The sequence below is a fragment of the Enterobacter sp. LU1 genome, from assembly GCF_008271405.2.
Lineage (GTDB): Bacteria > Pseudomonadota > Gammaproteobacteria > Enterobacterales > Enterobacteriaceae > Enterobacter > Enterobacter hormaechei_C.
In genome coordinates this window covers 3538659-3563357 of record NZ_CP043438.2, presented here as the reverse complement: position 1 = coordinate 3563357, position 24699 = coordinate 3538659, and the positions used below count along the sequence as shown (strand labels likewise).

General features: G+C 57.4%; 24 protein-coding genes and 5 tRNA genes. 20 read left to right on the top strand and 9 right to left on the bottom strand.

Annotated features, from left to right (window positions below):
* The first annotated feature begins 185 nt into the window (after positions 1 to 185).
* A complete protein-coding gene (gene norR, locus FZF21_RS17040; protein WP_047365796.1) occupies positions 186 to 1700 on the top strand; it encodes a nitric oxide reductase transcriptional regulator NorR in 1515 nt (504 codons plus the stop codon).
* On the opposite strand, the gene gutQ is transcribed toward norR, so the two are convergent.
* From gutQ to srlA, 7 genes are all read right to left on the bottom strand, one after another.
* Entirely contained in the window at positions 1697 to 2662 is a 966-nt protein-coding gene (gene gutQ / locus FZF21_RS17035; protein WP_015571677.1) for an arabinose-5-phosphate isomerase GutQ, read from the bottom strand. The two genes, norR and gutQ, sit on opposite strands and share 4 nt — an antisense overlap.
* Positions 2655 to 3428, bottom strand: a complete 774-nt coding sequence (locus FZF21_RS17030; protein WP_015571676.1) for a DNA-binding transcriptional repressor — start codon at positions 3426 to 3428, stop codon at positions 2655 to 2657. Before FZF21_RS17030 ends, gutQ begins: the two co-directional genes overlap by 8 nt.
* A gap of 63 nt (positions 3429 to 3491) precedes the next feature.
* Positions 3492 to 3851, bottom strand: a complete 360-nt coding sequence (gutM, locus tag FZF21_RS17025) for a transcriptional regulator GutM (RefSeq protein WP_047738419.1) — start codon at positions 3849 to 3851, stop codon at positions 3492 to 3494.
* 91 nt (positions 3852 to 3942) lie between these two features.
* Positions 3943 to 4722: a sorbitol-6-phosphate dehydrogenase gene (gene srlD / locus FZF21_RS17020; protein ID WP_045338371.1), complete on the bottom strand. Its 780-nt coding sequence runs from the start codon at positions 4720 to 4722 to the stop codon at positions 3943 to 3945.
* A 14-nt stretch (positions 4723 to 4736) separates the two neighbouring features.
* Complete coding sequence (srlB, locus tag FZF21_RS17015) at positions 4737 to 5099, bottom strand: PTS glucitol/sorbitol transporter subunit IIA (RefSeq protein ID WP_017692786.1); 363 nt, start codon at positions 5097 to 5099, stop codon at positions 4737 to 4739.
* Positions 5100 to 5111: 12 nt separating this feature from the next.
* The gene (locus FZF21_RS17010; RefSeq protein WP_149121201.1) at positions 5112 to 6071 is read right to left on the bottom strand and encodes a PTS glucitol/sorbitol transporter subunit IIB; all 960 of its coding nucleotides are present in this window, start codon (positions 6069 to 6071) and stop codon (positions 5112 to 5114) included.
* Entirely contained in the window at positions 6068 to 6631 is a 564-nt protein-coding gene (srlA, locus tag FZF21_RS17005; RefSeq protein ID WP_015571673.1) for a PTS glucitol/sorbitol transporter subunit IIC, read from the bottom strand. The genes FZF21_RS17010 and srlA overlap by 4 nt, the downstream gene beginning before the upstream one ends.
* A 251-nt stretch (positions 6632 to 6882) precedes the next feature.
* Between srlA and mltB the strand changes: the two genes are divergently transcribed.
* The 19 genes from mltB to FZF21_RS16910 all read left to right on the top strand — a co-directional run bounded on the left by mltB (position 6883) and on the right by FZF21_RS16910 (position 21309).
* A complete protein-coding gene (gene mltB, locus FZF21_RS17000; protein ID WP_015571672.1) occupies positions 6883 to 7983 on the top strand; it encodes a lytic murein transglycosylase B in 1101 nt (366 codons plus the stop codon).
* Positions 7984 to 8273: 290 nt separating this feature from the next.
* Positions 8274 to 8927, top strand: coding sequence for an ATP-binding cassette domain-containing protein (locus tag FZF21_RS16995; RefSeq protein ID WP_017382783.1), 654 nt, complete (start codon positions 8274 to 8276; stop codon positions 8925 to 8927).
* Positions 8924 to 9784, top strand: coding sequence for a metal ABC transporter permease (locus FZF21_RS16990; protein WP_015571669.1), 861 nt, complete (start codon positions 8924 to 8926; stop codon positions 9782 to 9784). Before FZF21_RS16995 ends, FZF21_RS16990 begins: the two co-directional genes overlap by 4 nt.
* Positions 9785 to 9798: 14 nt before the next feature.
* Positions 9799 to 10677: a metal ABC transporter substrate-binding protein gene (locus FZF21_RS16985; RefSeq protein WP_047738422.1), complete on the top strand. Its 879-nt coding sequence runs from the start codon at positions 9799 to 9801 to the stop codon at positions 10675 to 10677.
* Between the two features lie 130 nt (positions 10678 to 10807).
* Positions 10808 to 11305 carry a nicotinamide-nucleotide amidase gene (pncC, locus tag FZF21_RS16980; RefSeq protein WP_003862172.1) on the top strand — a complete coding sequence of 166 codons (498 nt, stop codon included), beginning with the start codon at positions 10808 to 10810 and terminating at the stop codon, positions 11303 to 11305.
* Positions 11306 to 11394: 89 nt separating this feature from the next.
* On the top strand, positions 11395 to 12453 hold the full coding sequence (gene recA, locus FZF21_RS16975; protein WP_015571667.1) for a recombinase RecA: 1059 nt from the start codon (positions 11395 to 11397) through the stop codon (positions 12451 to 12453).
* 68 nt (positions 12454 to 12521) lie between these two features.
* Entirely contained in the window at positions 12522 to 13022 is a 501-nt protein-coding gene (gene recX / locus FZF21_RS16970; RefSeq protein WP_047738424.1) for a recombination regulator RecX, read from the top strand.
* 131 nt (positions 13023 to 13153) lie between these two features.
* Positions 13154 to 15781 carry an alanine--tRNA ligase gene (alaS, locus tag FZF21_RS16965; RefSeq protein ID WP_015571666.1) on the top strand — a complete coding sequence of 876 codons (2628 nt, stop codon included), beginning with the start codon at positions 13154 to 13156 and terminating at the stop codon, positions 15779 to 15781.
* 241 nt (positions 15782 to 16022) lie between these two features.
* Positions 16023 to 16208, top strand: a complete 186-nt coding sequence (gene csrA, locus FZF21_RS16960; RefSeq protein WP_000906486.1) for a carbon storage regulator CsrA — start codon at positions 16023 to 16025, stop codon at positions 16206 to 16208.
* 342 nt (positions 16209 to 16550) lie between these two features.
* Positions 16551 to 16643 (top strand) — tRNA-Ser (locus tag FZF21_RS16955).
* Between the two features lie 4 nt (positions 16644 to 16647).
* A tRNA-Arg gene (locus FZF21_RS16950) sits at positions 16648 to 16724 on the top strand.
* A 64-nt stretch (positions 16725 to 16788) separates the two neighbouring features.
* A tRNA-Arg gene (locus FZF21_RS16945) sits at positions 16789 to 16865 on the top strand.
* A gap of 29 nt (positions 16866 to 16894) precedes the next feature.
* Positions 16895 to 16971 (top strand) — tRNA-Arg (locus FZF21_RS16940).
* Between the two features lie 29 nt (positions 16972 to 17000).
* Positions 17001 to 17077 (top strand) — tRNA-Arg (locus FZF21_RS16935).
* Between the two features lie 126 nt (positions 17078 to 17203).
* On the top strand, positions 17204 to 17770 hold the full coding sequence (yqaB, locus tag FZF21_RS16930; protein WP_015571665.1) for a fructose-1-phosphate/6-phosphogluconate phosphatase: 567 nt from the start codon (positions 17204 to 17206) through the stop codon (positions 17768 to 17770).
* Entirely contained in the window at positions 17767 to 18195 is a 429-nt protein-coding gene (locus FZF21_RS16925; RefSeq protein WP_017692791.1) for a YqaA family protein, read from the top strand. The genes yqaB and FZF21_RS16925 overlap by 4 nt, the downstream gene beginning before the upstream one ends.
* Before the next feature lie 83 nt (positions 18196 to 18278).
* The gene (gene gshA, locus FZF21_RS16920; RefSeq protein WP_023295314.1) at positions 18279 to 19823 is read left to right on the top strand and encodes a glutamate--cysteine ligase; all 1545 of its coding nucleotides are present in this window, start codon (positions 18279 to 18281) and stop codon (positions 19821 to 19823) included.
* 152 nt (positions 19824 to 19975) lie between these two features.
* Entirely contained in the window at positions 19976 to 20491 is a 516-nt protein-coding gene (gene luxS, locus FZF21_RS16915) for an S-ribosylhomocysteine lyase (protein WP_017382778.1), read from the top strand.
* 53 nt (positions 20492 to 20544) lie between these two features.
* Positions 20545 to 21309, top strand: coding sequence for a helix-turn-helix transcriptional regulator (locus FZF21_RS16910; protein ID WP_045328381.1), 765 nt, complete (start codon positions 20545 to 20547; stop codon positions 21307 to 21309).
* Here the strand turns inward: FZF21_RS16910 and leuA are convergent.
* Together leuA and emrB are read right to left on the bottom strand one after the other, a co-directional pair.
* Positions 21296 to 22951 (bottom strand): 2-isopropylmalate synthase, encoded by a 1656-nt coding sequence (leuA, locus tag FZF21_RS16905; RefSeq protein WP_047738426.1) that lies wholly within the window; start codon positions 22949 to 22951, stop codon positions 21296 to 21298. The genes FZF21_RS16910 and leuA overlap by 14 nt on opposite strands.
* A gap of 185 nt (positions 22952 to 23136) precedes the next feature.
* Positions 23137 to 24684, bottom strand: coding sequence for a multidrug efflux MFS transporter permease subunit EmrB (emrB, locus tag FZF21_RS16900; protein WP_006811709.1), 1548 nt, complete (start codon positions 24682 to 24684; stop codon positions 23137 to 23139).
* Between the last annotated feature and the right edge of the window lie 15 nt (positions 24685 to 24699).

Here is a 24699-nt window from a genome sequence, read left to right as displayed (position 1 = left end):
CAACCTCAACTTAATACGGCGTTTTCAAATAAGATGACTGTCATATATCAAGTTGCGTGCCAACTTTTTAACCTGTTGAAAATTATGTGTTTTCGTTTCGATGCTCCTTAGTGGGTAGTCATTTTGACTATCTTAAAAATTGTCAATATGACACTATGTATTGTCAAAATGACAGTGAGGCAGAGATGAGCTTTTCCGTAGATGTGCTGGCGAAGATCGCCATAGAACTGCAAACCGGTATTGGTCATCAGGACCGCTTTCAGCGGCTGATCTCCACGTTGCGCCACGTGCTGGATTGCGATGCGTCGGCGCTGCTGCGTTACGAAGGGCGGCAGTTTATTCCGCTGGCTATCGACGGTCTGGCGAAGGACGTACTCGGGCGGCGCTTTACCCTGGAGGGCCACCCGCGTCTGGAAACCATCGCCCGCGCGGGTGACGTGGTGCGTTTCCCGGCAGACAGCGATCTGCCCGATCCTTACGACGGCCTGATCCCCGGACAGGAGAGCCTGAAGGTGCACGCCTGTATCGGCCTGCCTCTGTTTGCCGGGCAGAACCTGATTGGCGCGTTAACCCTCGACGGCATGTCGCCTGATCAGTTCGATACCTTCAGCGACGAAGAGCTACGGCTGATTGCCGCGCTGGCGGCCGGGGCGCTGAACAACGCCCTGCTGATAGAACAGCTGGAGAGCCAGAATATTCTTCCGGGTAGCCCGACGGTGTTTGAGCAGGTGGCGCACACCGAAATGATCGGCCTTTCGCCGGGCATGGCGCAGCTCAAAAAAGAGATTGAGATTGTCGCCGCGTCTGATTTGAACGTGCTGATCTTCGGGGAGACCGGCACCGGTAAAGAGCTGGTGGCAAAAGCGATCCACGAAGCCTCGCCCCGTGCGGTGAATCCGCTGGTCTATCTCAACTGCGCGGCGTTGCCGGAAAGCGTGGCGGAAAGCGAGCTGTTCGGACACGTCAAAGGGGCCTTTACCGGGGCGATCAGCAACCGCAGCGGCAAGTTCGAAATGGCTGATAACGGCACGCTGTTCCTCGATGAAATTGGCGAACTCTCCCTTTCGCTCCAGGCCAAACTGCTGCGGGTGTTGCAGTATGGCGATATTCAACGCGTGGGAGACGATCGCAGCTTACGCGTGGATGTGCGCGTGCTGGCGGCGACGAACCGCGATCTGCGCGAAGAGGTGCTGGCGGGGAATTTCCGCGCCGATCTGTTCCACCGTCTGAGCGTGTTCCCGCTCACGGTGCCGCCGCTGCGCGAGCGGGGCGAGGATGTGGTTCTGCTGGCGGGCTTTTTCTGCGAACAGTGTCGGCTCAAAATGGGGCTTTCCCGCGTGGTGCTAAGTCCCGGCGCGAGGACGCACCTGCTGAGCTACGGCTGGCCGGGTAACGTGCGTGAGCTGGAACATGCGATCCACCGCGCGGTGGTGCTGGCGCGGGCAACGCGTTCGGGGGATGAAGTGGTTATTCATGCGCGCCATTTCGCGCTGCATGAGGAAACGATGCCGCCCGTGAAGCCGGTGATACCTGAGAGCGTGAACGAAAACCTGCGCGAGGCGACGGATGCGTTCCAGCGTCAGATGATCGCCCGCGCGCTGGAGCAGAATAACCGCAGCTGGGCGGCGTGCGCGCGGGCGCTGGAGATGGACGTCGCCAACCTTCACAGGCTGGCGAAACGTCTGGGGCTGAAGGGTTAAATAATCCCCGCCTGGTAGAAGTCTTGCAGGTTGATCGCGCCGCACAGCCTGCCGTGCTCGTCCACCACCGGCGCGGCGGTGATTTTGCGCTTCATCAGCACCTCTTTGGCTTCAATCGCGCGGCTGTCGGCATTCAGCGTCAGCCCGCCCTGGGTCATTGCTTCGGATACCCGCGCCTCCAGCTTGCCGCCGCCCACCAGCCAGCGGCGCAGGTCGCCGTCGGTGAAGACGCCCTTCACCTGGCGGTCATTGTCGCATACCGCAACCAGCCCCAGCCCGGTGCGGCTCAGCTCCAGCATGGCGTCCATCACGCTGGTGTCGAGTTTGACCTGAGGAATGGCATCGTCCGTGCGCATCAGGTGGTGAACCTTGTTGAGCAGACGAGCCCCAAGCGCGCCCGCAGGATGGGAGCGGGCGAAATCTTCCTCATTAAAACCGCGCGCCTGCATCACCGCCATCGCCAGGGCGTCGCCCATCATCAGCGTGTTGACGGTGCTGGAGGTCGGTGCCAGGTGCATCGGGCAGGCTTCGCGCTCAACGGAAATATCCAGGGTTGCTTTCGCGGCCAGCGCCAGCGGCGAACGGGATTTGCCGGTCATCGCTAACAGGGCCACCGATTTTTCTTGCAGGCGAGGGATGATGAGATCCAGCTCTTTGGCTGAACCGGAGTAGGAGATAAACAGCATCACGTCGCGGCTTTCGATCATCCCCAGATCGCCGTGCAGCGCTTCGGCAGGATGCACGAAGAACGCCGGGGTGCCGGTGCTGGCAAGCGTCGCGGCAATCTTCTTGCCGATATGACCGGATTTACCGATACCCGCCACGATCACTTTGCCCTCGCAGTGGATAATGGTGTTGGCTGCACGAACAAAATCCTCACCCAGACGTTCCGGCAGGCGGCTGGCTTCCTGTAGCTCCAGCAGCAGGGTCTGACGGCCTGCGTTTAACAGAAAATCACTCATTTTTCTCTCCGGTTACGATCACGTCGATGCCCTTCGCTTCCAGCGCTTTTTTAAATGCCGGATCGATACCTGCGTCGGTAATCAGCTTATCGACGCTTTCAAGGCTACAGACAATGTTGGGGCTTTTACGGCCAAACTTCGACGAGTCCGCCATCAAAATCACTTCCCGCGCGGCGTTGCACATCGCTTTGCTGACGCTGAACACCTCGTTGAAGGTGGTCACGCCCGCGTTGAGGTCGATGCCGTCCGTGCCCATAAACAGCTTATCGAAGCTGAAGTGGTCGAAGGCATTCTCCGCCAGCTGCCCGTGAAACGACGCGGATTTTTTACGGAAGGTGCCGCCGGGCATCAGGATGGTCTGCTCGCTGTCGAACTCTGACAGGGCATTGACGATGTGCAGGCTGTTGGTCATCACGGTGATGTTATTAAAGCGGCTGAGCAGCGGGATCATCTGTAGGACGGTACTGCCTGCGTCGAGGATAATGGAATCGCCGTCCTGGATAAATTTGACGGCGGCTTCGGCAATCAGCGCTTTCTGGTGGGTATTGATCAGCGTTTTGTGGTCGATAGGCGGGTCGGCTTCGTCTTTATTGAGCACCACGCCGCCGTAGGTACGAATGACGGCGCCGGAGTTTTCGAGCAACACCAGGTCCTTGCGTATTGTCGTGCCGGTGGTGTCAAAGTAGTGGGCCAGATCCTCTACCGAGCACTTTCCCTGCTTTTGCAGATGCTCAAGTATGGCCGCCTGCCGCTGACGTGGTTTCATAGGCGCTTCGTTCCTTACGTTGCGAAATGATAATTCCGCAAGTTTATAACTTTCACAACGAAATTATCCATGTTTCAGATTAAGCGCTAATGATAGTGCATTCTGACAGAGTGAATCATGGGGGAAGATCACATCAGGTTGTAATTCATGCAGCGAAATGCCGTCGATCGCCTGGATTTTGGTCGGACGGGCAAACACCGTTACGCCGCGCATGATGAGGGAATCGCAAACCATATTGTTTTCATCCAGCGCAACAGCGACGACAACCCGCGGTTTAAAGCGGCCGCCGGAACGCCCGACGCCCACGCGGCCTTTCTGGCACAGGGCACCAAAGGCGCGGTTAAACTGATGGATTTGCCAGCCGCCAAACGCCATCTGGCAAAGCCAGGCGAGGGCGGCGACGGTGATGAGTGCGGTGACCATATCGGCTCCTTAACTGCCGGGTGGCGGCTGCGCCTTACCCGGCCTACGGGGATTGTAGCCCCGGTAAGCGCAGCGCCACCGGGGAATGAACTCAGAACATCACCTGCCCACCGGTGACGTTAATCGACTGCCCGGTGCAGTACGAGGCTTTCGGGCTGGCGTAAAACAGCAGCATGTTCAGCACGTCCTGATAATCGCACCCGCGCTTCAGCGGCACTTTGTCGATGTAGTACTGTTCGACGTCCTCCGCTTTGATGCCAAGTTTGGCGGCATACTGCGGCAGCAGGGACTGGAACATCGGGGATTTCAGCAGGTTACCCAGCATCAGCGCGTGAACGGTTATGCCGTATTCGGCCAGATCCAGCGCCAGAGACTGCGTCAGCCCGACGCCGCCAAACTTCGCCGCGCTGTAGCCGGAGTTGTGCTTGCTGCCCACTTTCCCCGATTTTGAGTTGATCTGAATGATGCGACCCTGAATACCGTCGCGGATCATCAGACGGGAAAATTCGCGGGCGCAGAGGAAATAGCCCACCAGATTCACCTGCAACGAGCGGTCAAAATCCCCCAGTTCGAAATCGCTGATAAAGGCCGCTTTCGCAATCCCCGCGCTGTAGACCAGCAGATCGGTGCGACCAAAAATCTCATCCACGCCGCGGGCCAGCGCCATCACGCTCTGCTCGCTGGTGGCGTCGGCGCCAAATCCATACGCCATCCCTTCGCCAAATTCGATGTTGATGGCGTCCGCTACGCGGGCGGCTTTCTCACTCTGAATATCCACGACCGCCACGCGGTAGCCCTCTGCGGCAAGCCCATGGCAGAGGAACTCGCCTAAGGTTTGTCCCCCACCAATGACAACGGCAACCTGACTCATGTGTCTCTCCTTTATTACGAAATAAATTTTAACGTGCAGCCTGGGGTGACAGCCTGCGGAACCGGCCCCTCAACGTGAACCGTGCCGGGATACTCCGCCCGCGGCTGGCCGTCGAAACGCAAGGTGATGTGCCCCAGCTCGCGCAGGTTTTGCTCGGCGACGTCACCGACGGCGGTTACGGCATAGCGCGCCTTGCCCAGTTCCAGCTGGCCACCGGCCTTCAGCTCGCCGTTTAACTCGCCGTGGCAGTGGATGAAGCAAAACTCTTCGATATCTGCCGGGGCCCCTTCGCGGAAGGTGATCAGCATCTGGTCGCTCAGCGCATCGGCTGCGCTCTGGCCGATGCGGGTAATGGTGGTCTGGTAAATCACGGTCATGGCAGGAACCTCTTATTGATAAATAAAGCCGGAGACAAACCAGGCAATTAGCACCGTTGGCGCGCCCGTCAGGAAGCGGCTCACCAGCACGGAGGGGACGCCCACGCGCACGGTCTCCTGGCGCGCTTCCGCCAGCGACAGCCCGACGGGGATGAAGTCGCACGCCGCCTGAGCGTTAATGGCAAACAGGGCGGGCAGGGCGAGATGCGGAGGGATGTTCCCCAGACCAATCTGCACGCCAATCAGCACGCCGATGACCTGGGCAATCACCGCGCCCGGGCCGAGGAACGGCGACAGCAGCGGGAAGGAGCAGATCAGCGCCAGCGTCACCAGGCCGAGCGGGTGGCTGGCGAGCGGGGCGAGGCCGTGGGCAATCCAGTCGCCGAGGCCGGAGGCCATGATGATGCCGATCAGCGCCGAGACGAACGCCATAAACGGCAGAATGGTTTTCAGCACCGTGTCGATGGTGTCGCGCCCGGACTGAAACAGCACCGCCACGGCGGACCCCATCCCCATCCCGACCTTCGCCAGCAGGCCGTCGCTCTGCTCGGTGATTTTTTTGCTGGTGTCGTAGTCGCGCGGGGATGCTTTTTGCGGCGCGGGTGTGCCATTCACCAGCGTGATGTTGTCCTCCTTCACGCCCGAGACATAAATGTCCTCAAGGATGTACTGCGCCAGCGGGCCTGATTTGCCCGTGGAGTGAATATTCACCGTCGGAATGCGGCGCTTCGGGTAGATGCCGCAGCGCAGGGTGCCGCCGCAGTCGATTACCGCCACGCCGATTTCCGCTTCCGGCGGCTCGCCTTCCTTGAAGCCGTCGAACGCTTCCCAGCCGGTCAGCTCGCGCAGCCTGTCGACGATCGCCGGGCGCGTGCCCGCGGTGATGTAGACGATCTTTTTGCCTTCGGTGGCGTCGAACTCCAGCGGGCCGCCCCAGCCGCCCGTGCCTTTATCTATGCGGATCCGGTTCATACTGTGGCTCCCGAAAGCTGGACTTTCTCATCAAGCTGAATGCCCATTTTTTTCTCAAAAATGGCGGTAGTGAGGTCCGTTACCCAGCCGCGGAAGAAGTTGGTCACCAGGCCGACCAGCAGATAGCTCACCGCCAGCGGGCCGAGCGGCAGTCCCAGCGTAGTGAGACCGCTGGCAATCCCGAGGTAAACAAACAGCTCGCCGGGGTTAATGTGCGGGAACAGGCCGTTCATTGAATGGCAGCTGTAGGAGGCGGCGGCGTAATAACTCGGCTTGTACTTCTCTGGCATAAAGCGGCCGAGGCTTAAGGTCATCGGGTTGCAGAACACAAAGGTGCCGATGAAGGGCAGGATCAGGTAGCGGGACAGCGGATTGCCGGCACAGCGCTGGGCGAAGCGTTCAATACGCTGCTGGCCGATAAAGTTAATCAGGGCGTTCATGATCACCAGCAGGCTGATCAGCAGGGGCAGGATCCCGGTCACCATGCCGGTGAATACCTCGCCGCCTTTCTGAAACAGCCCGATGAACCACTCGGCGCCGTGGGTGATGGTTTCTATCATTCTTCTCTCCTGTAGGGCGTTTGTTTTTGTCTATCTGCGGCTAATAATAATCACTTTGAAAGGTTTTAAAGTGTTAATCAGATCTCACAATGAAAGAAAAATGTATTATTTTGAAAGTTTATTGGTGAGGTGAATAATTTTTGGTGGAAAAAAGCGCGGATTTGCGTCGGGGAGGTGTGTACCGCTTCCTTGAGGAGTTGGGGATGCTTTACCATACTGGGTTCTTACCGAACTCGTTAAATGGATGCCACATGTTCAAGCGTCGTTATGCAGCGCTGTTGCCTGCGCTTATTCTCCTGTCCGCCTGTAGTAGCAAACCCAAGACCGAAGCCGCTCAGCCAACGGCGGGCGCGCCTTCCGGAGGATTCCTGCTGGAGCCGCAGCACAATATGATGCAGATGGGCGGCGACTTCGCGAATAACCCTGCGGCCGAACAGTTCATCGATAAAATGGTGAGCAAGCACGGTTTTGACCGCCAGCAGCTGCATGCCATTTTGTCTCAGGCGAAGCGTCTGGACTACGTGCTGCGCCTGATGGACAGGCAGGCGCCGACAGCCCAGGTGCCGACCGGGCCAAACGGCGCGTGGCTGCGCTATCGCAAACAGTTTATTACCCCGGACAACGTGCAGAATGGCGTGGTGTTCTGGAATCAGTATGAAGACGCCCTGAACCGTGCGTGGCAGGTCTATGGCGTGCCGCCGGAGATCATCGTCGGTATTATTGGGGTCGAGACCCGCTGGGGACGCATTATGGGTAAAACCCGCATCCTTGATGCGCTGGCGACGCTCTCCTTCAACTACCCGCGCCGCGCCGAGTATTTCTCTTCCGAGCTGGAAACCTTCCTGCTGATGGCGCGAGACGAACAGGACGATCCGCTCGATCTGAAAGGGTCGTTCGCCGGGGCAATGGGCTACGGCCAGTTTATGCCGTCCTCCTATAAGCAGTACGCGGTAGATTTTAACGGGGATGGTCACATCAACCTGTGGGATCCCGAAGATGCCATTGGCAGCGTGGCCAACTACTTCAAAGCGCATGGCTGGACGCCGGGCGGCCAGGTGGCGGTGCAGGCGAACGGCGAGGCGTTTGGTCTGGAAAACGGATTTAAAACCAAATACAGCGTGGCGCAGCTGGCAGCGGCAGGCTTAACGCCGTCGCAGCCGCTGGGCAATGTTGACCAGGTGAGCCTGCTGCGCCTGGATGTCGGAACCGGTTATCAGTACTGGTTCGGGCTGCCGAACTTCTACACCATTACCCGCTACAACCACAGCACGCACTATGCGATGGCGGTGTGGCAGCTGGGGCTGGCGGTGTCTCAGGCGCGTGTGCCGGCAGCGTCACCGTTTAGCCAGTAAGTTACCCTGACGGGTAGGCCGGGTAAGGCAACGCCGCCACCCGGCATGGCTGCCCGCACCCTGACCCTCTCCCACGGGAGAGGGAAGTTTGCAGAAACATTTCGCCACACTCCCACTTCACTCCCACCGTTTACATCTTAACCGTCTTTCATTATTGTTATGTTATAACATTACTTTTGAATTGAGATATCCATGTCCCTGTTTTCTCTCTCATCCCCGGTTCGGCTGCTGCTGGCGCTGGTGCTCATTCTGTTTCTCGGCCTGGCCGTGCGCTGGGCGGTGGCGTTGCCATGATCGTGATGAACGACCTGGTGGCGGGTTACGATCGCCAGCCCGTTACGCGCGCGCTGTCCGGCGTGATTGAACGCGGGAGCATGACCGCTATCGTCGGGGCCAACGGCTGCGGCAAATCCACGCTGCTGAAAACGCTCGCCGGCTTTATTCCGCCCGTCAGCGGTACGTTTCGCTGGCAGGGGAGACGTCCGGTGGTGGGCTGGCTGGCGCAGCGTCACGCGCTGGAGGCGCAATTTCCTCTGACCGTGCAGGACGTGGTGAGTATGGGCTGCTGGCCAGCAATCTCACTGTTTGCCGGTTTTCGTCGGGATACCCGCATGCGCATTGCCGGCGCGCTGGAGCGCGTGGGGCTGGAGTCCATGGCGTTCTCTACCATAGATGAACTTTCCGGCGGCCAGTTTCAGCGCATGCTGTTTGCCCGCGTTTTGGTGCAGCAGGCGCCGCTGGTGATGCTGGATGAGCCTTTCACCGGCGTCGATGAAGCGACCTGCAACGTGCTGATGGATCTGATGCTGGAGATGTATATGCAGGGGCAGACCCTGCTGGCGGTACTGCACGACAGCGAACGCGTCTCGCGCCACTTTCCACAAACGCTGCGGCTGGACGCTGATACGCCGCACTGGAAAACCGAGCGGGTGAGGGTGGCATGATCTGGCATCTCTTCTTCCAGCCGTTTATTGAGTACGGCTTTATGCGGCGCGCGCTGGTGGTTTGCCTGGCGCTCTCCGTCAGCACCACTGCGCTGGGCGTATTTCTTCAACTGCGTCGGATGAGCCTGATGGGGGACGCCCTTTCTCACGCCATTTTGCCGGGTGTCGCGGTGGGCTATCTGCTCAGCGGGATGTCGCTGCTGGCAATGACTGTCGGCGGGTTTATTGCCGGGATCGCCGTTGCGCTGGTGGCCGGGCTGGTCAGCCGCCGCACGCCGCTTAAAGAGGATGCCAGCTTCGCGGGGTTTTACCTGGGCTCGCTGGCGCTGGGCGTCACGCTGGTGTCGCTGCGTGGTTCAAATGTCGATCTGCTTCATCTTCTGTTTGGCTCCATTCTCGCCGTGGATAGCGCGTCAGCCCTGTTCGTGACGGGCGTTTGCATGTTCACGCTCCTCACGCTGGCGATTTTTTATCGGGGGCTGGTCAGCGAAGCGTTTGATACCGCGTGGTTGCAGGTGAACGCGCGCTGGCTGCCCGGGATGTTACACGGTCTGTTTCTGGCGCTGCTGGTGCTCAACCTGGTAGCCGGTTTTCAGGTGCTCGGCACGCTGATGGCCGTCGGGCTGATGATGTTACCCGCCGTGGCGGCACGCTGCTGGGTGCGCACACTGCCAGGGTTACTTTTGATGGCGGGTATCAGCGGTATTTTTTGCGCGTGGCTGGGCTTAAGCCTTTCCTGGGCAGTGAGTCTGCCCGCCGGGCCCTCCATTGTGCTGACCGCCAGCGCATTGTTCTTTATTTCAGTTTTATTTGGCACGCGCAGCAGGCTGGCGGATAGCCTGCGGGCGCTTTTTTAACGCAAGGGGAAACGATGAAACGTACAGGGTTAGCCGTGGCGCTCGCGCTCGGCATGATGACGCACGGCGTAATGGCGAAAACGCTTAATGTGGTGACCAGCTTTTCCATCCTGGGAGACATCACGCAGCAGGTTGGCGGCGATCGTGTAAAGGTGACGACGCTGGTGGGGCTGGACGGTGATCCCCATACTTTCGAACCCTCGCCCAAAGACAGCGCGGCGCTGAGTAAAGCTGACGTGGTGGTGGTCAATGGGCTGGGGCTGGAGGGTTGGCTCGACCGTCTGGTGAAAGCCTCCGGATTCAAAGGCCAGCTGGTGGTTGCTTCGGACGGCGTGAAAACGCACACGCTGGAAGAGGACGGTAAAACCGTGACCGATCCGCACGCGTGGAACAGCGCGGCGAACGGCGCGCTGTATGCGCAAAATATTCTCTCAGGGCTGGTGAAGGCCGATCCTGAAGATACGGCGGCGCTTGAAGCTACCGGTAAACCCTATATTGCGCAGCTCTCTCAGCTGGACGGTTGGGCTAAAAAGCGTTTCAGCGACATCCCACAGGCGAAGCGCAAAGTGCTGACCAGCCACGACGCCTTCGGCTATTTCAGCCGCGCCTACGGCGTGACGTTTATGGCGCCGCAGGGGCTGTCGTCTGAGAGTGAAGCCAGCGCGGCGCAGGTAGCGGAGATCATCAATCAGATTAAAGCTGACGGCGTGAAAACCTGGTTTATGGAAAACCAGCTTGACCCACGCCTGGTGAAGCAGATTGCGACCGCCACGGGCGCCCAGCCGGGTGGTGAACTTTACCCGGAAGCGCTGTCCGCGAAGGGCGGCGTGGCGGACACCTACGTCAAGGCGTTTCGCCACAATGTGGACACCCTCGCTAACAGCATGAAATAAGCGTCTCTCTGGCCGATGCGCCCGCATCGGCTTTTTTCTGAAGCCCCCTCGTAAAACCCGACGCGCATCCCCATATTTGATGAGAAAGTGCTATCTTGTGCTGCATGTTTTTCTAAGGCCTGGAGCGAGAATGACTGACCATGAATTGATGCAGCTAAGCGAAGTGGTGGGGCTGGCGCTGAAACAGCGCGGCGCGACTCTCACGACCGCAGAATCCTGCACCGGCGGCTGGGTGGCGAAAGCAATTACCGATATTGCTGGCAGTTCCGCCTGGTTTGAACGCGGCTTTGTGACCTACAGTAACGAGGCGAAAGCGCAGATGATCGGCGTGCGTGAAGCCACGCTTGAGCAGCATGGCGCGGTCAGCGAGCCGGTGGTGATCGAGATGGCGATTGGCGCGCTGAAAGAGGCGCGCGCAGATTACGCTATCTCCATCAGCGGTATCGCGGGGCCGGACGGCGGCAGCGACGTGAAGCCTGTCGGCACCGTCTGGTTTGGCTTTGCCACCTCAAAAGGTGAAGGGATCACCCGCCGGGAATGCTTCAGCGGCGACCGCGAAAGCGTGCGTCGTCAGGCAACGGAATACGCGTTAAAAACGCTCTGGCAACAATTTCTACAAAATACTTGATACTGTATGACTATACAGTATAATTGCCTCAACAGAACAGAAGTCCATGGTGAAGCGCAGTTGCTTCTCCCGGCATGACAGGAGTAATAATGGCTATCGACGAAAACAAACAGAAAGCGTTGGCGGCAGCACTGGGCCAGATCGAAAAGCAATTCGGTAAAGGCTCCATCATGCGCCTGGGTGAAGACCGTTCCATGGATGTGGAAACTATCTCCACTGGTTCGCTTTCTCTTGATATCGCACTGGGCGCTGGCGGTTTGCCGATGGGCCGTATCGTAGAAATCTACGGTCCGGAATCCTCGGGTAAAACTACCCTGACGTTGCAGGTTGTTGCGGCGGCACAGCGCGAAGGTAAAACCTGTGCGTTTATCGATGCCGAGCACGCGCTGGACCCGGTCTATGCCCGTAAACTGGGCGTTGATATCGACAACCTGCTGTGCTCCCAGCCGGACACCGGCGAGCAGGCACTGGAAATTTGTGACGCGCTGGCGCGCTCAGGCGCGGTTGACGTGATCATCGTCGACTCCGTTGCGGCGCTGACGCCAAAAGCGGAAATTGAAGGTGAAATCGGTGACTCTCACATGGGCCTCGCGGCACGTATGATGAGCCAGGCGATGCGTAAGCTGGCGGGTAACCTGAAGCAGTCCAATACGCTGCTGATCTTCATCAACCAGATCCGTATGAAAATTGGTGTAATGTTCGGTAACCCGGAAACCACCACCGGCGGTAACGCTCTGAAATTCTACGCTTCTGTCCGTCTGGATATCCGCCGTATCGGTGCGGTGAAAGAAGGGGATAACGTAGTCGGTAGCGAAACCCGCGTGAAGGTTGTGAAGAACAAAATCGCAGCACCGTTCAAACAGGCTGAGTTCCAGATCCTCTACGGCGAAGGTATCAACTTCCTCGGCGAGCTGGTTGACCTGGGCGTGAAAGAGAAGCTGATTGAAAAAGCGGGCGCATGGTACAGCTACAACGGTGACAAGATTGGTCAGGGTAAAGCGAATGCTATCTCCTGGCTGAAAGAGAACCCGGCGGCGGCGAAAGAGATTGAGAAGAAGGTGCGTGAACTCCTGCTGAACAACCAGGACTCTAAACCTGATTTCGTGGTCGACGGCGCGGATGCTGAAGAAACCAACGAAGACTTTTAATCCTCTCGGATAAAAATGAAGGGCTGCTGATGCGGCCCTTTTTGCATTTCTGAATCGACAGGTTTTTTATGAGTGAACCGACATCACGCCGACCAGCCTACTCACGCTTGCTGGATCGGGCCGTGCGTATTCTTGCCGTGCGTGACCATAGCGAACAGGAGCTGCGGCGGAAACTGTCAGCGCCCGTCATGAGCAAAAACGGTCCGGAAGACATTGATGCCAGCGCGGAAGATTATGACCGCGTGGTTGCCTGGTGCTACGAGCATCACTATCTGGATGACGGCCGTTTTGCCGCTCGCTTTCTTGCCAGCCGTGGTCGTAAAGGCTATGGGCCAGCGCGTATCCGCCAGGAGCTGAACCAGAAAGGCGTAGCCCGTGAATCGATTGAAAAAGCCATGCGCGAAAGTGAAATTGACTGGTGCGAACTGGCGCGTGAGCAGGCGGTACGAAAGTACGGTGAGCCGCTGCCGCGTGAATTTTCAGAAAAAGTTAAAATCCAGCGCTTTTTGCTCTACCGCGGCTTCCTGATGGAAGATATTCAGGATATCTGGCGTAATTTTACCGATTGAACGCATGCGGGATTTTACTTCCCACTAAAGAAAACTTATCTTATTCCCACTTTTTCCAGTAGCTGGTCCGTCCAACTGTTTACAGATACAGATCTGCTGCGACATTTCGTTAGCTTGATTTCAGGATAATTATGAGCAAGAGCACCGCTGAGATCCGTCAGGCGTTTCTCGATTTTTTCCATAGTAAGGGACACCAGGTTGTTGCCAGCAGCTCCCTGGTACCGAACAATGACCCGACTCTGCTGTTTACCAACGCCGGGATGAACCAGTTCAAGGATGTGTTCCTTGGTCTCGACAAGCGTAATTATTCCCGCGCCACAACCTCACAGCGTTGCGTGCGTGCGGGCGGTAAACACAACGATCTGGAAAACGTCGGTTACACCGCGCGCCACCACACCTTCTTCGAAATGCTGGGTAACTTCAGCTTCGGCGACTATTTCAAACACGATGCCATTCAATACGCGTGGGAACTGCTGACCGGTGAAAACTGGTTCAATCTGCCGAAAGAGCGTCTGTGGGTGACCGTGTATGAGACCGATGACGAAGCGTTCGACATCTGGGAAAAAGAAGTGGGTATCCCGCGCGAACGTATCATCCGTATCGGTGACAACAAAGGCGCGCCTTACGCGTCTGATAACTTCTGGCAGATGGGCGACACCGGCCCTTGCGGTCCGTGCACCGAGATCTTCTACGATCATGGCGACCACATCTGGGGTGGCCCTCCGGGAAGCGCGGAAGAAGATGGCGATCGCTACATTGAGATCTGGAACATCGTCTTCATGCAGTTCAACCGTCAGGCCGACGGCACCATGGAGCCGCTGCCAAAACCGTCCGTAGATACCGGTATGGGCCTTGAGCGTATCGCGGCCGTTCTGCAACACGTTAACTCCAACTATGAGATTGACCTGTTCAGCACCCTGATCAAAGCCGTTGCTGAGGTAACGGGCGCAACCGATCTGAGCAACAAATCACTGCGCGTTATCGCAGACCATATTCGTTCCTGTGCGTTCCTGATTGCTGACGGCGTTATCCCGTCGAATGAAAACCGTGGCTATGTGCTGCGTCGTATCATTCGTCGTGCGATCCGCCATGGCAACATGCTGGGCGCGAAGGACACCTTCTTCTATAAACTCGTTGGGCCACTGATTGGCGTGATGGGCTCTGCCGGTGACGAGCTGAAACGCCAGCAGGCGCAGGTTGAACAGGTTCTGAAAACCGAAGAAGAGCAGTTTGCCCGTACGCTGGAGCGCGGTCTGGCGCTGCTGGACGACGAGCTGGCGAAACTCAAGGGCGACACGCTGGATGGCGAAACCGCTTTCCGCCTGTACGACACCTACGGCTTCCCGGTTGACCTGACCGCGGACGTTTGCCGCGAGCGCAACATCAAAGTTGACGAAGCAGGCTTTGAAGCCGCAATGGAAGAGCAGCGTCGTCGTGCGCGTGAATCCAGCGGTTTTGGCGCGGACTACAACGCGATGATCCGCGTTGATAGCGCGTCTGAATTTAAAGGCTACGAAGAGCTGGCCCTGACCAGCAACGTAACCGCGCTGTTTGTTGACGGTAAAGCCGTAGACAGCATTAGCGCGGGCCAGGAAGCGGTTGTTATCCTGGATAAAACGCCGTTCTATGCGGAATCGGGCGGCCAGGTTGGCGATAAAGGCGAACTGAAAGGCAATGGCTTCAGCTTCAGCGTAAGCGATACCCAGAAATACGGTCAGGCAATTGGTCACCAGGGCAAACTGGTTTCCGGCTCTCTGAAAGTGGGCGAGGGCGTTCAGGCCAACGTTGACGAAGCTCGCCGCGCGCGCATTCGTCTGAACCACTCGGCAACCCACCTGATGCACGCAGCCCTGCGCGAAGTGCTGGGTACGCACGTTGCACAGAAAGGTTCTCTGGTTAATGACAAAGTGCTGCGTTTCGACTTCTCGCATTTTGAAGCGATGAAGCCGTCTGAAATTCGTGCGGTGGAAGACCTGGTGAATGCCCAGATCCGTCGTAACCTGCCAATCGAAACCCACATCATGGATCTCGAGGCAGCGAAGAAGAAAGGTGCGATGGCGCTGTTTGGCGAGAAATATGACGACCGCGTTCGCGTGCTGAGCATGGGCGACTTCTCTACCGAACTGTGTGGCGGTACTCACGCATCCCGCACCGGTGACATCGGCTTGTTCCGCATCGTTTCCGAGTCGGGGACGGCGGCAGGCGTGCGTCGTATTGAGGCGGTGACCGGGGAAGGCGCAATTGCCAGCCTGCATGCGCAGAGCGACCAGCTGCACGAGATCGCGCAGCTGCTGAAAGGCGATAGTCAAAACCTGGGCGAAAAAGTGCGTGTCGCGCTGGATCGTACCCGTCAGCTGGAAAAAGAACTCCAGCAGCTGAAAGAACAGGCTGCGGCGCAGGAGAGCGCAAACCTCTCCAGCAAAGCGGTAGACATTAAGGGCGTCAAACTGCTGGTCAGCGATCTGGCGGGCGTTGAGCCTAAGATGCTGCGTACCATGGTCGACGATCTGAAGAACCAGCTTGGTTCGACGGTTATCGTGCTGGCAACGGTCGCAGAGGGTAAGGTTTCTCTGATTGCGGGCGTCTCTAAGGATGTGACGGATCGTGTTAAAGCAGGGGAACTGATTGGCATGGTCGCCCAGCAGGTGGGTGGCAAAGGTGGCGGTCGTCCGGACATGGCGCAAGCCGGTGGTACGGATGCGGCGGCACTTCCCGCGGCATTAGCCAGCGTTGAAAGCTGGGTAAGCGCGAAACTGTAATAACTACAAAGCACAAGCAGACGCCATAGCGGTAACGTTATGGCGTCTTGCTCACTGCGCTATCGATAACGATAAAGTCAGGTTGAGTTTGTGTATATCGGCTAAACTTACGTTTAACAGAATGTGATGCCGTGACTGCTTACACTTTACGTGTTTGTCATCGCTTACTTTTTGGCGTTATATGATGGATAATGCCGGGATACAAGAGACCCGACTCTTTTAATCTTTCAAGGAGCAAAGAATGCTGATTCTGACTCGTCGAGTTGGTGAGACCCTCATGATTGGGGATGAGGTCACCGTGACAGTTTTAGGGGTAAAGGGTAACCAGGTACGTATTGGTGTTAACGCTCCTAAAGAAGTATCTGTCCACCGTGAAGAGATCTACCAGCGTATCCAGGCTGAAAAATCCCAGCAGTCCAGTTACTGATATTGTCGCGTCTCGCTGTCGGGCGAGACGCAACCCTCCTGCTATTTTTCCTGCATAAAGTTACCGTTCTATTTCAAACGCTTCGTTTTTGACCACTCTCATAATCTTATCTCATCCAAAAGACGCGCTTCTCTCAACACAATTCTGTGAAGATGCCTGCAAAATCAGCTTATAAAACACTCTCTTTGCGGCTTTTACATGCGAATTGGGTGCGAATTGTGCAAACGAAAAAAGCATGTGGAAAATTGTTTGACTTATAAGTCCCAGAAAGTAATATATGCGCCACGCAGCGACGAGAAGCTCTTAACGAGTTGCTCGAAGCACTCGAAAGAGGCGTTGTGTGGTGAGGTGGCCGAGAGGCTGAAGGCGCTCCCCTGCTAAGGGAGTATGCGGTCAAAAGCTGCATCCGGGGTTCGAATCCCCGCCTCACCGCCATTTTGCATCCGTAGCTCAGCTGGATAGAGTACTCGGCTACGAACCGAGCGGTCGGAGGTTCGAATCCTCCCGGATGCACCATCTATTACTTCATATTGCTTTCGAAGTGATATGAATATCGAGCAGTACAGTAGTAAATCCCGATGCATCCGTAGCTCAGCTGGATAGAGTACTCGGCTACGAACCGAGCGGTCGGAGGTTCGAATCCTCCCGGATGCACCATTTACTATTTCTGAAAGCAGTTCCCTGATGCATCCGTAGCTCAGCTGGATAGAGTACTCGGCTACGAACCGAGCGGTCGGAGGTTCGAATCCTCCCGGATGCACCATTTACTGTTTATAAAAGCATTTCCCCGATGCATCCGTAGCTCAGCTGGATAGAGTACTCGGCTACGAACCGAGCGGTCGGAGGTTCGAATCCTCCCGGATGCACCATCTCTTCTTGTGATCCCCTTCGATGTTTAGTTCTTAATCACTCTCATTGTTATCACTTCGCAATCAGCGACAAAAATCCCCTTTTACGATAAAGTAATGCTTTGTTAATCGTTTAGCGAGAGCACGATGTACGCACAGTATGACGGTTTGATCTTCGACATGGACGGCACCCTCCTGGATACCGAACCCACGCATCGTCAGGCCTGGACCGAAGTCCTGGGCCGTTACGGTATGCGTTTCGATTTACAGGCGATGATTGCCCTCAATGGATCGCCCACCTGGCGTATCGCACAGGCCGTGATTGAGCTGAATCAGGCCGATCTCGACCCGCATCAGCTCGCGCGTGAAAAAACCGACGCGGTAAAAGCCATACTGTTAGACACCGTGCAGCCTTTACCACTCATTGACGTCGTCAAGGAGTGGCACGGGCGTCGTCCTATGTCTGTCGGTACGGGCAGCGAGAGCGCGATTGCTGAAGCGCTACTCAACCACCTTGGCCTGCGCCACTATTTTTCTGCCGTCGTTGCCGCCGATCATGTTAAACATCACAAACCCGCACCGGATACCTTCCTGCTCTGTGCAGAATTAATGGGTGTTCCACCTGCAAAATGCGTGGTGTTTGAAGATGCTGATTTTGGCATTCAGGCCGCGCGTGATGCCGGAATGGCGGCGGTGGACGTTCGCTTACTGTGAGTGACGCGCTGTCACTCGCTTCATTATTCGCCAGCAGTTTTTTAAGCTCCACCCTCTTACCGGGGAATTCGGAAGTGGTGCTGGTGGCGATGCTGTTGTCCGGCGTAAGTCAGCCCTGGTTGCTGGTCTTAATAGCAACAATGGGTAATAGCCTTGGAGGGCTGACTAACGTTATTCTTGGACGTTTCTTTCCGCTACGCGAAAAATCTCGCTGGCAGGAAAAGGCAGTCGGCTGGCTAAAACGCTATGGCGCTGCCACGCTGTTATTAAGCTGGATGCCTGTAATAGGCGATTTACTGTGTCTGCTGGCGGGATGGATGCGCATTTCCTGGGGACCGGTGCTCTTTTTTTTGTGCCTTGGCAAGGCGTTACGCTATGTTTTACTGGCATGGGTAACACTACAGGGTATGACGTGGTGGCACTAATTGGTGGAATGAATTCGCGACCTTCAATCGTCAACCATTACAATTATGCTGAGTGACAATTTTTTGACAGGCGGGAGGTCAAATTGATCCCGGACGTATCACAGGCGCTGGCCTGGCTGGAAAATCACCCTCAGGCACTGAAGGGTATTCAGCGTGGGCTTGAGCGCGAAACGCTGCGCGTAAATGCGGATGGTAGCTTAGCGACTACGGGACACCCGAAGGCGTTAGGCTCGGCGCTGACACATAAATGGATCACAACCGATTTCGCCGAAGCGCTGCTGGAGTTCATCACGCCAGTAGACGGTGATATTGATCATATGCTGACGATCATGCGCGACGTGCATCGCTTCACCGCCCGCAACCTAGGCGACGAGCGTATGTGGCCTCTCAGCATGCCGTGCTATATCGAGCAGGGGCAGGATATCGAGCTGGCGCAGTACGGCACCTCGAATATTGGTCGGCTGAAAACGCTGTATCGCGAAGGACTGAAAAATCGCTACGGCGCACTGATGCAGACGATCTCTGGCGTGCACTACAATTTCTCTCTGCCGATGGCGTTCTGGCAGGCGAAGTGCGGTGAAACGGATAAAGAAGCGATCTCCGCGGGTTACTTCCGCCTGATCCGCAACTACTACCGTTTTGGCTGGGTTATTCCGTATCTGTTCGGCGCGTCACCGGCCGTCTGTTCTTCGTTCCTGCAAGGGAAACCGACCACGCTGCCGTTCGAGAAGACCGAATGTGGCATGTATTACCTGCCGTACGCGACCTCCCTGCGCCTGAGCGACCTTGGCTATACCAATAAATCGCAAAGTAATCTCGGAATTACGTTTAACGATCTGCACGAATATGTGGCAGGCTTGAAGCGGGCGATAAAAACCCCGTCGGAAGAGTACGAAAAAATCGGCCTCGAGAAAGACGGTAAGCGCCTGCAAATTAACACCAACGTGTTGCAGATTGAAAATGAACTGTATGCGCCGATTCGTCCGAAGCGCGTGACGCGCAGCGGTGAAACACCGTCGGATGCGCTACAGCGCGGCGGGATCGAATACATTGAAGTGCGCTCGCTGGATATCAACCCGTTCTCACCGATTGGCGTTGACGAACAGCAGGTTCGCTTCCTTGACCTGTTTATGGTCTGGTGCGTACTGGCGGATGCGCCGGAAATGAGTTCCGACGAACTGCTGTGTACCCGTGCCAACTGGAATCGCGTGATTCTGGAAGGGCGCAAGCCGGGTCTGACGTTAGGTATTGGCTGTGAAACGGCTCAGTTCCCACTGTCTAAGGTAGGGAAGGATCTGTTCCATGACCTGAAGCGCGTAGCCCAGACGCTGGACAGCGTGTACGGCGGCGAAGCTTACCAGAAGGTCTGCGACGAACTGGTTGAAAGCTTTGATAACCCGGAACTGACATTCTCAGCACGTATTCTGCGTTCTATGATTGAGCAGGGAATTGGTGGCACAGGGCGTTCACTCTCAGCGGAGTACCGTGAGATGCTGATGCAGGAGCCGTTAGAGATCCTGAGCGAAGCGGATTTTGTGACAGAGCGTGATGCGTCCGTTGTGCGTCAGAAAGAGGTCGAAGCGGCGGATACGGAGTCGTTTGAGGCGTTTCTGGCGAAGCAGGCCTGAACCAAAAAGAAAAAGGCCACATCGCTGTGGCCAAAATATACATCTCTGAATTCAGGGATGATGATAACAAATGCGCGTCTTTCATATACTCAGACGCGCATTCTGTAGAAGAGTTCAGTTTATTTTAAAAAAATCACTATCGGAGGTGACGTATGCCGTTATTAGATAGCTTTACTGTCGACCATACCCGTATGGAAGCACCAGCAGTCCGCGTGGCGAAGACCATGAACACGCCGCACGGCGACACGATCACCGTTTTCGACCTGCGCTTCTGCGTGCCCAATAAAGAAGTGATGCCAGAGAAAGGCATTCACACGCTGGAACACCTGTTCGCCGGATTCATGCGCGACCACCTGAACGGCAACGGCGTGGAGATCATCGATATCTCTCCGATGGGCTGCCGCACCGGTTTCTACATGAGCCTGATTGGTCAGCCTGATGAGAAACGCGTCGCGGATGCGTGGAAAGCGGCGATGGAAGACGTACTGAAGGTGAAAGAGCAGAACCAGATCCCTGAGCTGAACGTTTACCAGTGCGGCACTTACCAGATGCACTCTCTGGAAGAAGCTCAGGAGATTGCCCGTCATATCATCGAACGTGATGTTCGTGTAAACAGCAATGACGAGCTGGCCCTGCCAAAAGAAAAACTTCAGGAACTGCACATTTAGTATCGTGCCTGTGGATGCCCGGTGGCGCTTCGCTGACCGGGCCTACAATCCTGATGACGACAACCATCACCTTCTCCTTTACCCATCGCCCGCTTGTGCCGTTTTCGCATGATTATGCTCATGGCGACAGCGAGCCGTGGCATCAGCACGACTGCGCGCAGCTCCTGCACAGCCTCACCGGCGTCGTGCGGGTCGATACCGCATCCGGCTGCTGGGTGGTGCCGCCCGGTCGCGGCGTCTGGCTACCTGCGGGTACGCAGCACGCCTTGCGCATCACCGGCAACGTTGCTGCCCGCACGCTGTTTATCGACCCGCTGGCGCGCGCCGATCTTCCGGCGACCTGCCAGATCGTGCAGATCTCGCCCCTGCTGCGCGAGCTGATCCTGACCTCCCTTACGCTTCCTGAATCTTACGCACCCGGAAGCCGCGATGAACGTGTTTATGAGCTGATCCTCGATGAAATTCGCCTCATGCCGGTACTGCCGTTTCACCTGCCCGAGCCGGAAAGCGAAGCGCTGCGCCACCTCTGCCAGCAGATTCGAATGGCCCCGGGAGAAAGCTGGAGCAGCGCCCAGGCCGCAGGTATTGTGGGGATGAGCGAACGCACGCTGAACCGCCATTTTCAGCAGCAGACAGGCCTGAGCTACGGCGAGTGGGTGAGAAGGGCGCGACTGCTGGAAGCCTTAGTGCGGCTGGCGCAGGGCCAGCCGGTATTACGCGTGGCGCTGGATCTGGGGTATGGCAGCCACAGCGCCTTTACGGCAATGTTTCGCCGGGTAATGGGTCTCTCACCCAGCGATTACTTCAGGAACGACTGACCGCGTTAAAAAGCGCCTGAATCGACGCGCGTGCCACGTCGCTGTCGATGCCCACGCCCCAGCGGCTGGTCCCATCCTGGAACAGGCAGCGGATATAGGCCACCGAGCGGCTGTCGCTGCGTTCGCCTAACGTATGTTCGTGATAATCCTTGATCACAAACGGTGCGTTGATCCAGCGGCTTAAGCCGTGAGCGGCGGCGGAGAGCAAACCGTTTCCCTGGCCTTCCAGCTGGCGGGTGCCCCCTTGCGTGGCGACGCTTGCCGTCAGCCGCAGCTGGCCGTCCTGCTGGCTGTCGCTGCGGTACGATTGCAGCGCTAATGGCGGGCTCGCCACCAGGCCGTAGCGGGCGCGGAACAGCTGCCAGAGCGCATTCTGCGTCATCTCTTTTCCATGGTTATCCGTTTCCTGCTGCACGTGCTGGCTAAAATCCTGTTGCAGGGCGCGAGGCAATTTCAGGCCGTGGTTTTGCTCAATAAGCCAGGCGCTTCCGCTTTTTCCTGACTGGCTGTTCACGCGGATCACCGCTTCATAGGTACAGCCAATATCCTGCGGGTCGACGGGCAGATAGGGCATCTCCCAGCGTTCGCCAGGCTTACGGGCATCGAAACCTTTCTTGATGGCATCCTGGTGCGAGCCGGAGAAGGCGGTGTAAGCCAGACGACCCGCCCACGGATGGCGCGGATGGACGGGCAGCTGGTTGCAGGTTTCTACCGTTTCAACCACCCGATTCATATCACTGAAATCCAGATTCGGGCTAATGCCCTGGCTGTAGAGGTTCATCGCCAGCGTCACCAGGCAGACGTTGCCCGTGCGCTCACCGTTACCAAACAGGCAGCCCTCCACGCGGTCAGCCCCGGCCATGACGGCCAGCTCTGCGCTGGCGACGCCGGTACCGCGATCGTTATGCGGGTGCACGCTGATACAGACGTCACTGCGGCGGCTGAAGTGGCGGCAGAAATACTCGATCTGGTCGGCATAGACGTTCGGCGTGCTCACTTCGACGGTAGCGGGGAGGTTGAGGATCATCGGACGCGCCGCGCACGGCTGCCAGATCTCCGCCACGGCTTCACAAATCTCCAGCGCAAACTCCGGTTCGGTAAAGCAGAAGGTTTCCGGGGAGTACTCGTACTGCCAGCGGGTGTCAGGGTTCTCTTCACACAGCTGACGAATCAGGCGCGTCGCGCGCGTCGCCAGCTCGACGATTTGCGCTTTCTCCATGCCGAATACCAGACGGCGGAACAGCGGGGCGGTGGCGTTATACAGGTGAACGGTGGCCTGCTTCGCGCCGCGCAGGGAGTCGAAAGTGCGACGGATAAGATCGTCCCGCGCCTGCGTTAACACCTGAATGGTGACGTCATCCGGGATGCGGTTCTCCTCAATCAGCTGACGCACAAAATTGAAGTCCGTCTGCGAGGCGGACGGGAAGGCGACTTCGATTTCTTTAAACCCGCAGCTCAGCAGCAGATCCCAGAATTGCAGCTTGCGCGCGCTGTCCATCGGCTCGGCCAGCGCCTGGTTACCGTCGCGTAAGTCGGTCGAGAGCCAGCGCGGGGCGCGGGTGATAATCTGCTCCGGCCAGCGGCGGTCGGGCAACGAAAGGGTGGGGTAAGGCTGGTATTTTTCGGCGGGTGTGTTCAGCATGGTGCGCTCCTGTTGTCTTTTCACTATCGTGAATCGATTTCAGGCGCACTGCTTTATCGGAACTGACAATCGCTGTCGCGTTTTGGACAAGGGGGGCGATTGTTGCCCGGTGGCGCTGCGCTTACCGGGCCTACGATCGTAGGCCGGATAAGGCGTAGCCGCCACCCGGCAACCCGTGCACAGGGCTAGTGCGCCCCACCGCCCCCGCTACCGGCCCCAAAAGGCGGTTTGGCAAACCACACCAGCCCCAGCAGGACGATGAAGATCCCCGCCGATATCCAGAAAATCTCGTTTGCCGAGATAATCAGCCCCTGGTTGGTGATCTGCTGGGCAAGCCAGCCGGACGCCTGCTGCTCCGTCATCCCCATCCCCTCAAGCTGGCTATACATCTGCTGAGCGTTAGGGTTGAACGGGTTCACCGCTTCGGTGAGTTGAGCATGGTGCATCGATTCCCGGTTGGTCCACAGCGTGGTGGTGATCGAAGTCCCGATGGAGCCCGCCAGCGTACGGGTGAAGTTCGACAGGCTCGATGCCGCCGCCATCCGCTCAGGCGGTAAGCCGGAAAGCGTAATGGTGGTCAGCGGCATAAAGAAGCACGCTACGGCGAAGCCCTGAATAAACTGCGGCCACGCGGAGGCGCCAAAGTCCATTCCCGGTTCAAACGTATACGCGCGCCAGTAGAAGCACACGGCGTACATGATGAAGCTGAACGTCACCAGCCTGCGCATGTCGAGCTTATGGGCGAAACGGCCAATAATCGGCGACAGCAGAACCGGAATTAACCCCACCGGCGCGGAGGCCAGCCCCGCCCAGGTTGCGGTATAGCCGTACACCTCCTGCAACAGCTGCGGCAGCAGAACAATCGCGCCGAAGTAGAGCATATAGGCGAGACTGATACAGAGGCAGCCGATGGTGAAGTTTCGCGATTTAAACAGCGAGAGGTCGACTATCGGATTATCGTCCGTCAGCTCCCAGACAATCAGGAAGCTGATGGCCACCACGGCGACCACCGTCAGCACAATGATTTCCGTAGAGGCAAACCAGTCCAGCTCTTTGCCGCGGTCGAGCATGATTTGCAGGCTGCCGATGCCGACAACCAGCAGTGCCAGCCCGATGCCGTCGATCCGCCGCTGTTCGGTCCGCGTTTCGCGACCACGCAGAGACTGTAGCGTCATCAGCACCACCAGCGCACCGATGGGCACGTTGATGAAGAAGATCCAGCCCCAGTGATAGTTATCGCTGATATAGCCGCCGAGGATTGGCCCGCAAATTGGGGCGACGATCACCGTCATCGACCACAGCGCGAGCGCGATGGAGCGCTTGGCGGGCGGATAGTTGTTCAGCAGCAAACTCTGCGACAGCGGAATCAACGGCCCGGCGACAATCCCCTGGATGACGCGGAAGAAAATCAGCATCGTCAGGCTGCTGGACATGCCGCAGGCCCAGGAGGCCAGCACGAACAGGATCGTCGACCAGAGGAACAGCTTCACTTCACCGACGCGCTTCGCCAGCCAGCCGGTGATGGGAATGGAGATGGCGTTCGCCACCCCGAACGAGGTAATGACCCAGGTCCCCTGGCTCAGCGATGAGCCAAGGTTCCCGGCGATCGTAGGGATCGCCACGTTTGCGATGGTGGAGTCCAGCACCTGCATGAATGTCGCCAGCGACAGCGCAATGGTCATAATGACCAGCTGCGCCCCCTCCAGCGGTTTTTGCGGCTTTTGCTGTTGCATAACGCTCACCTTCGG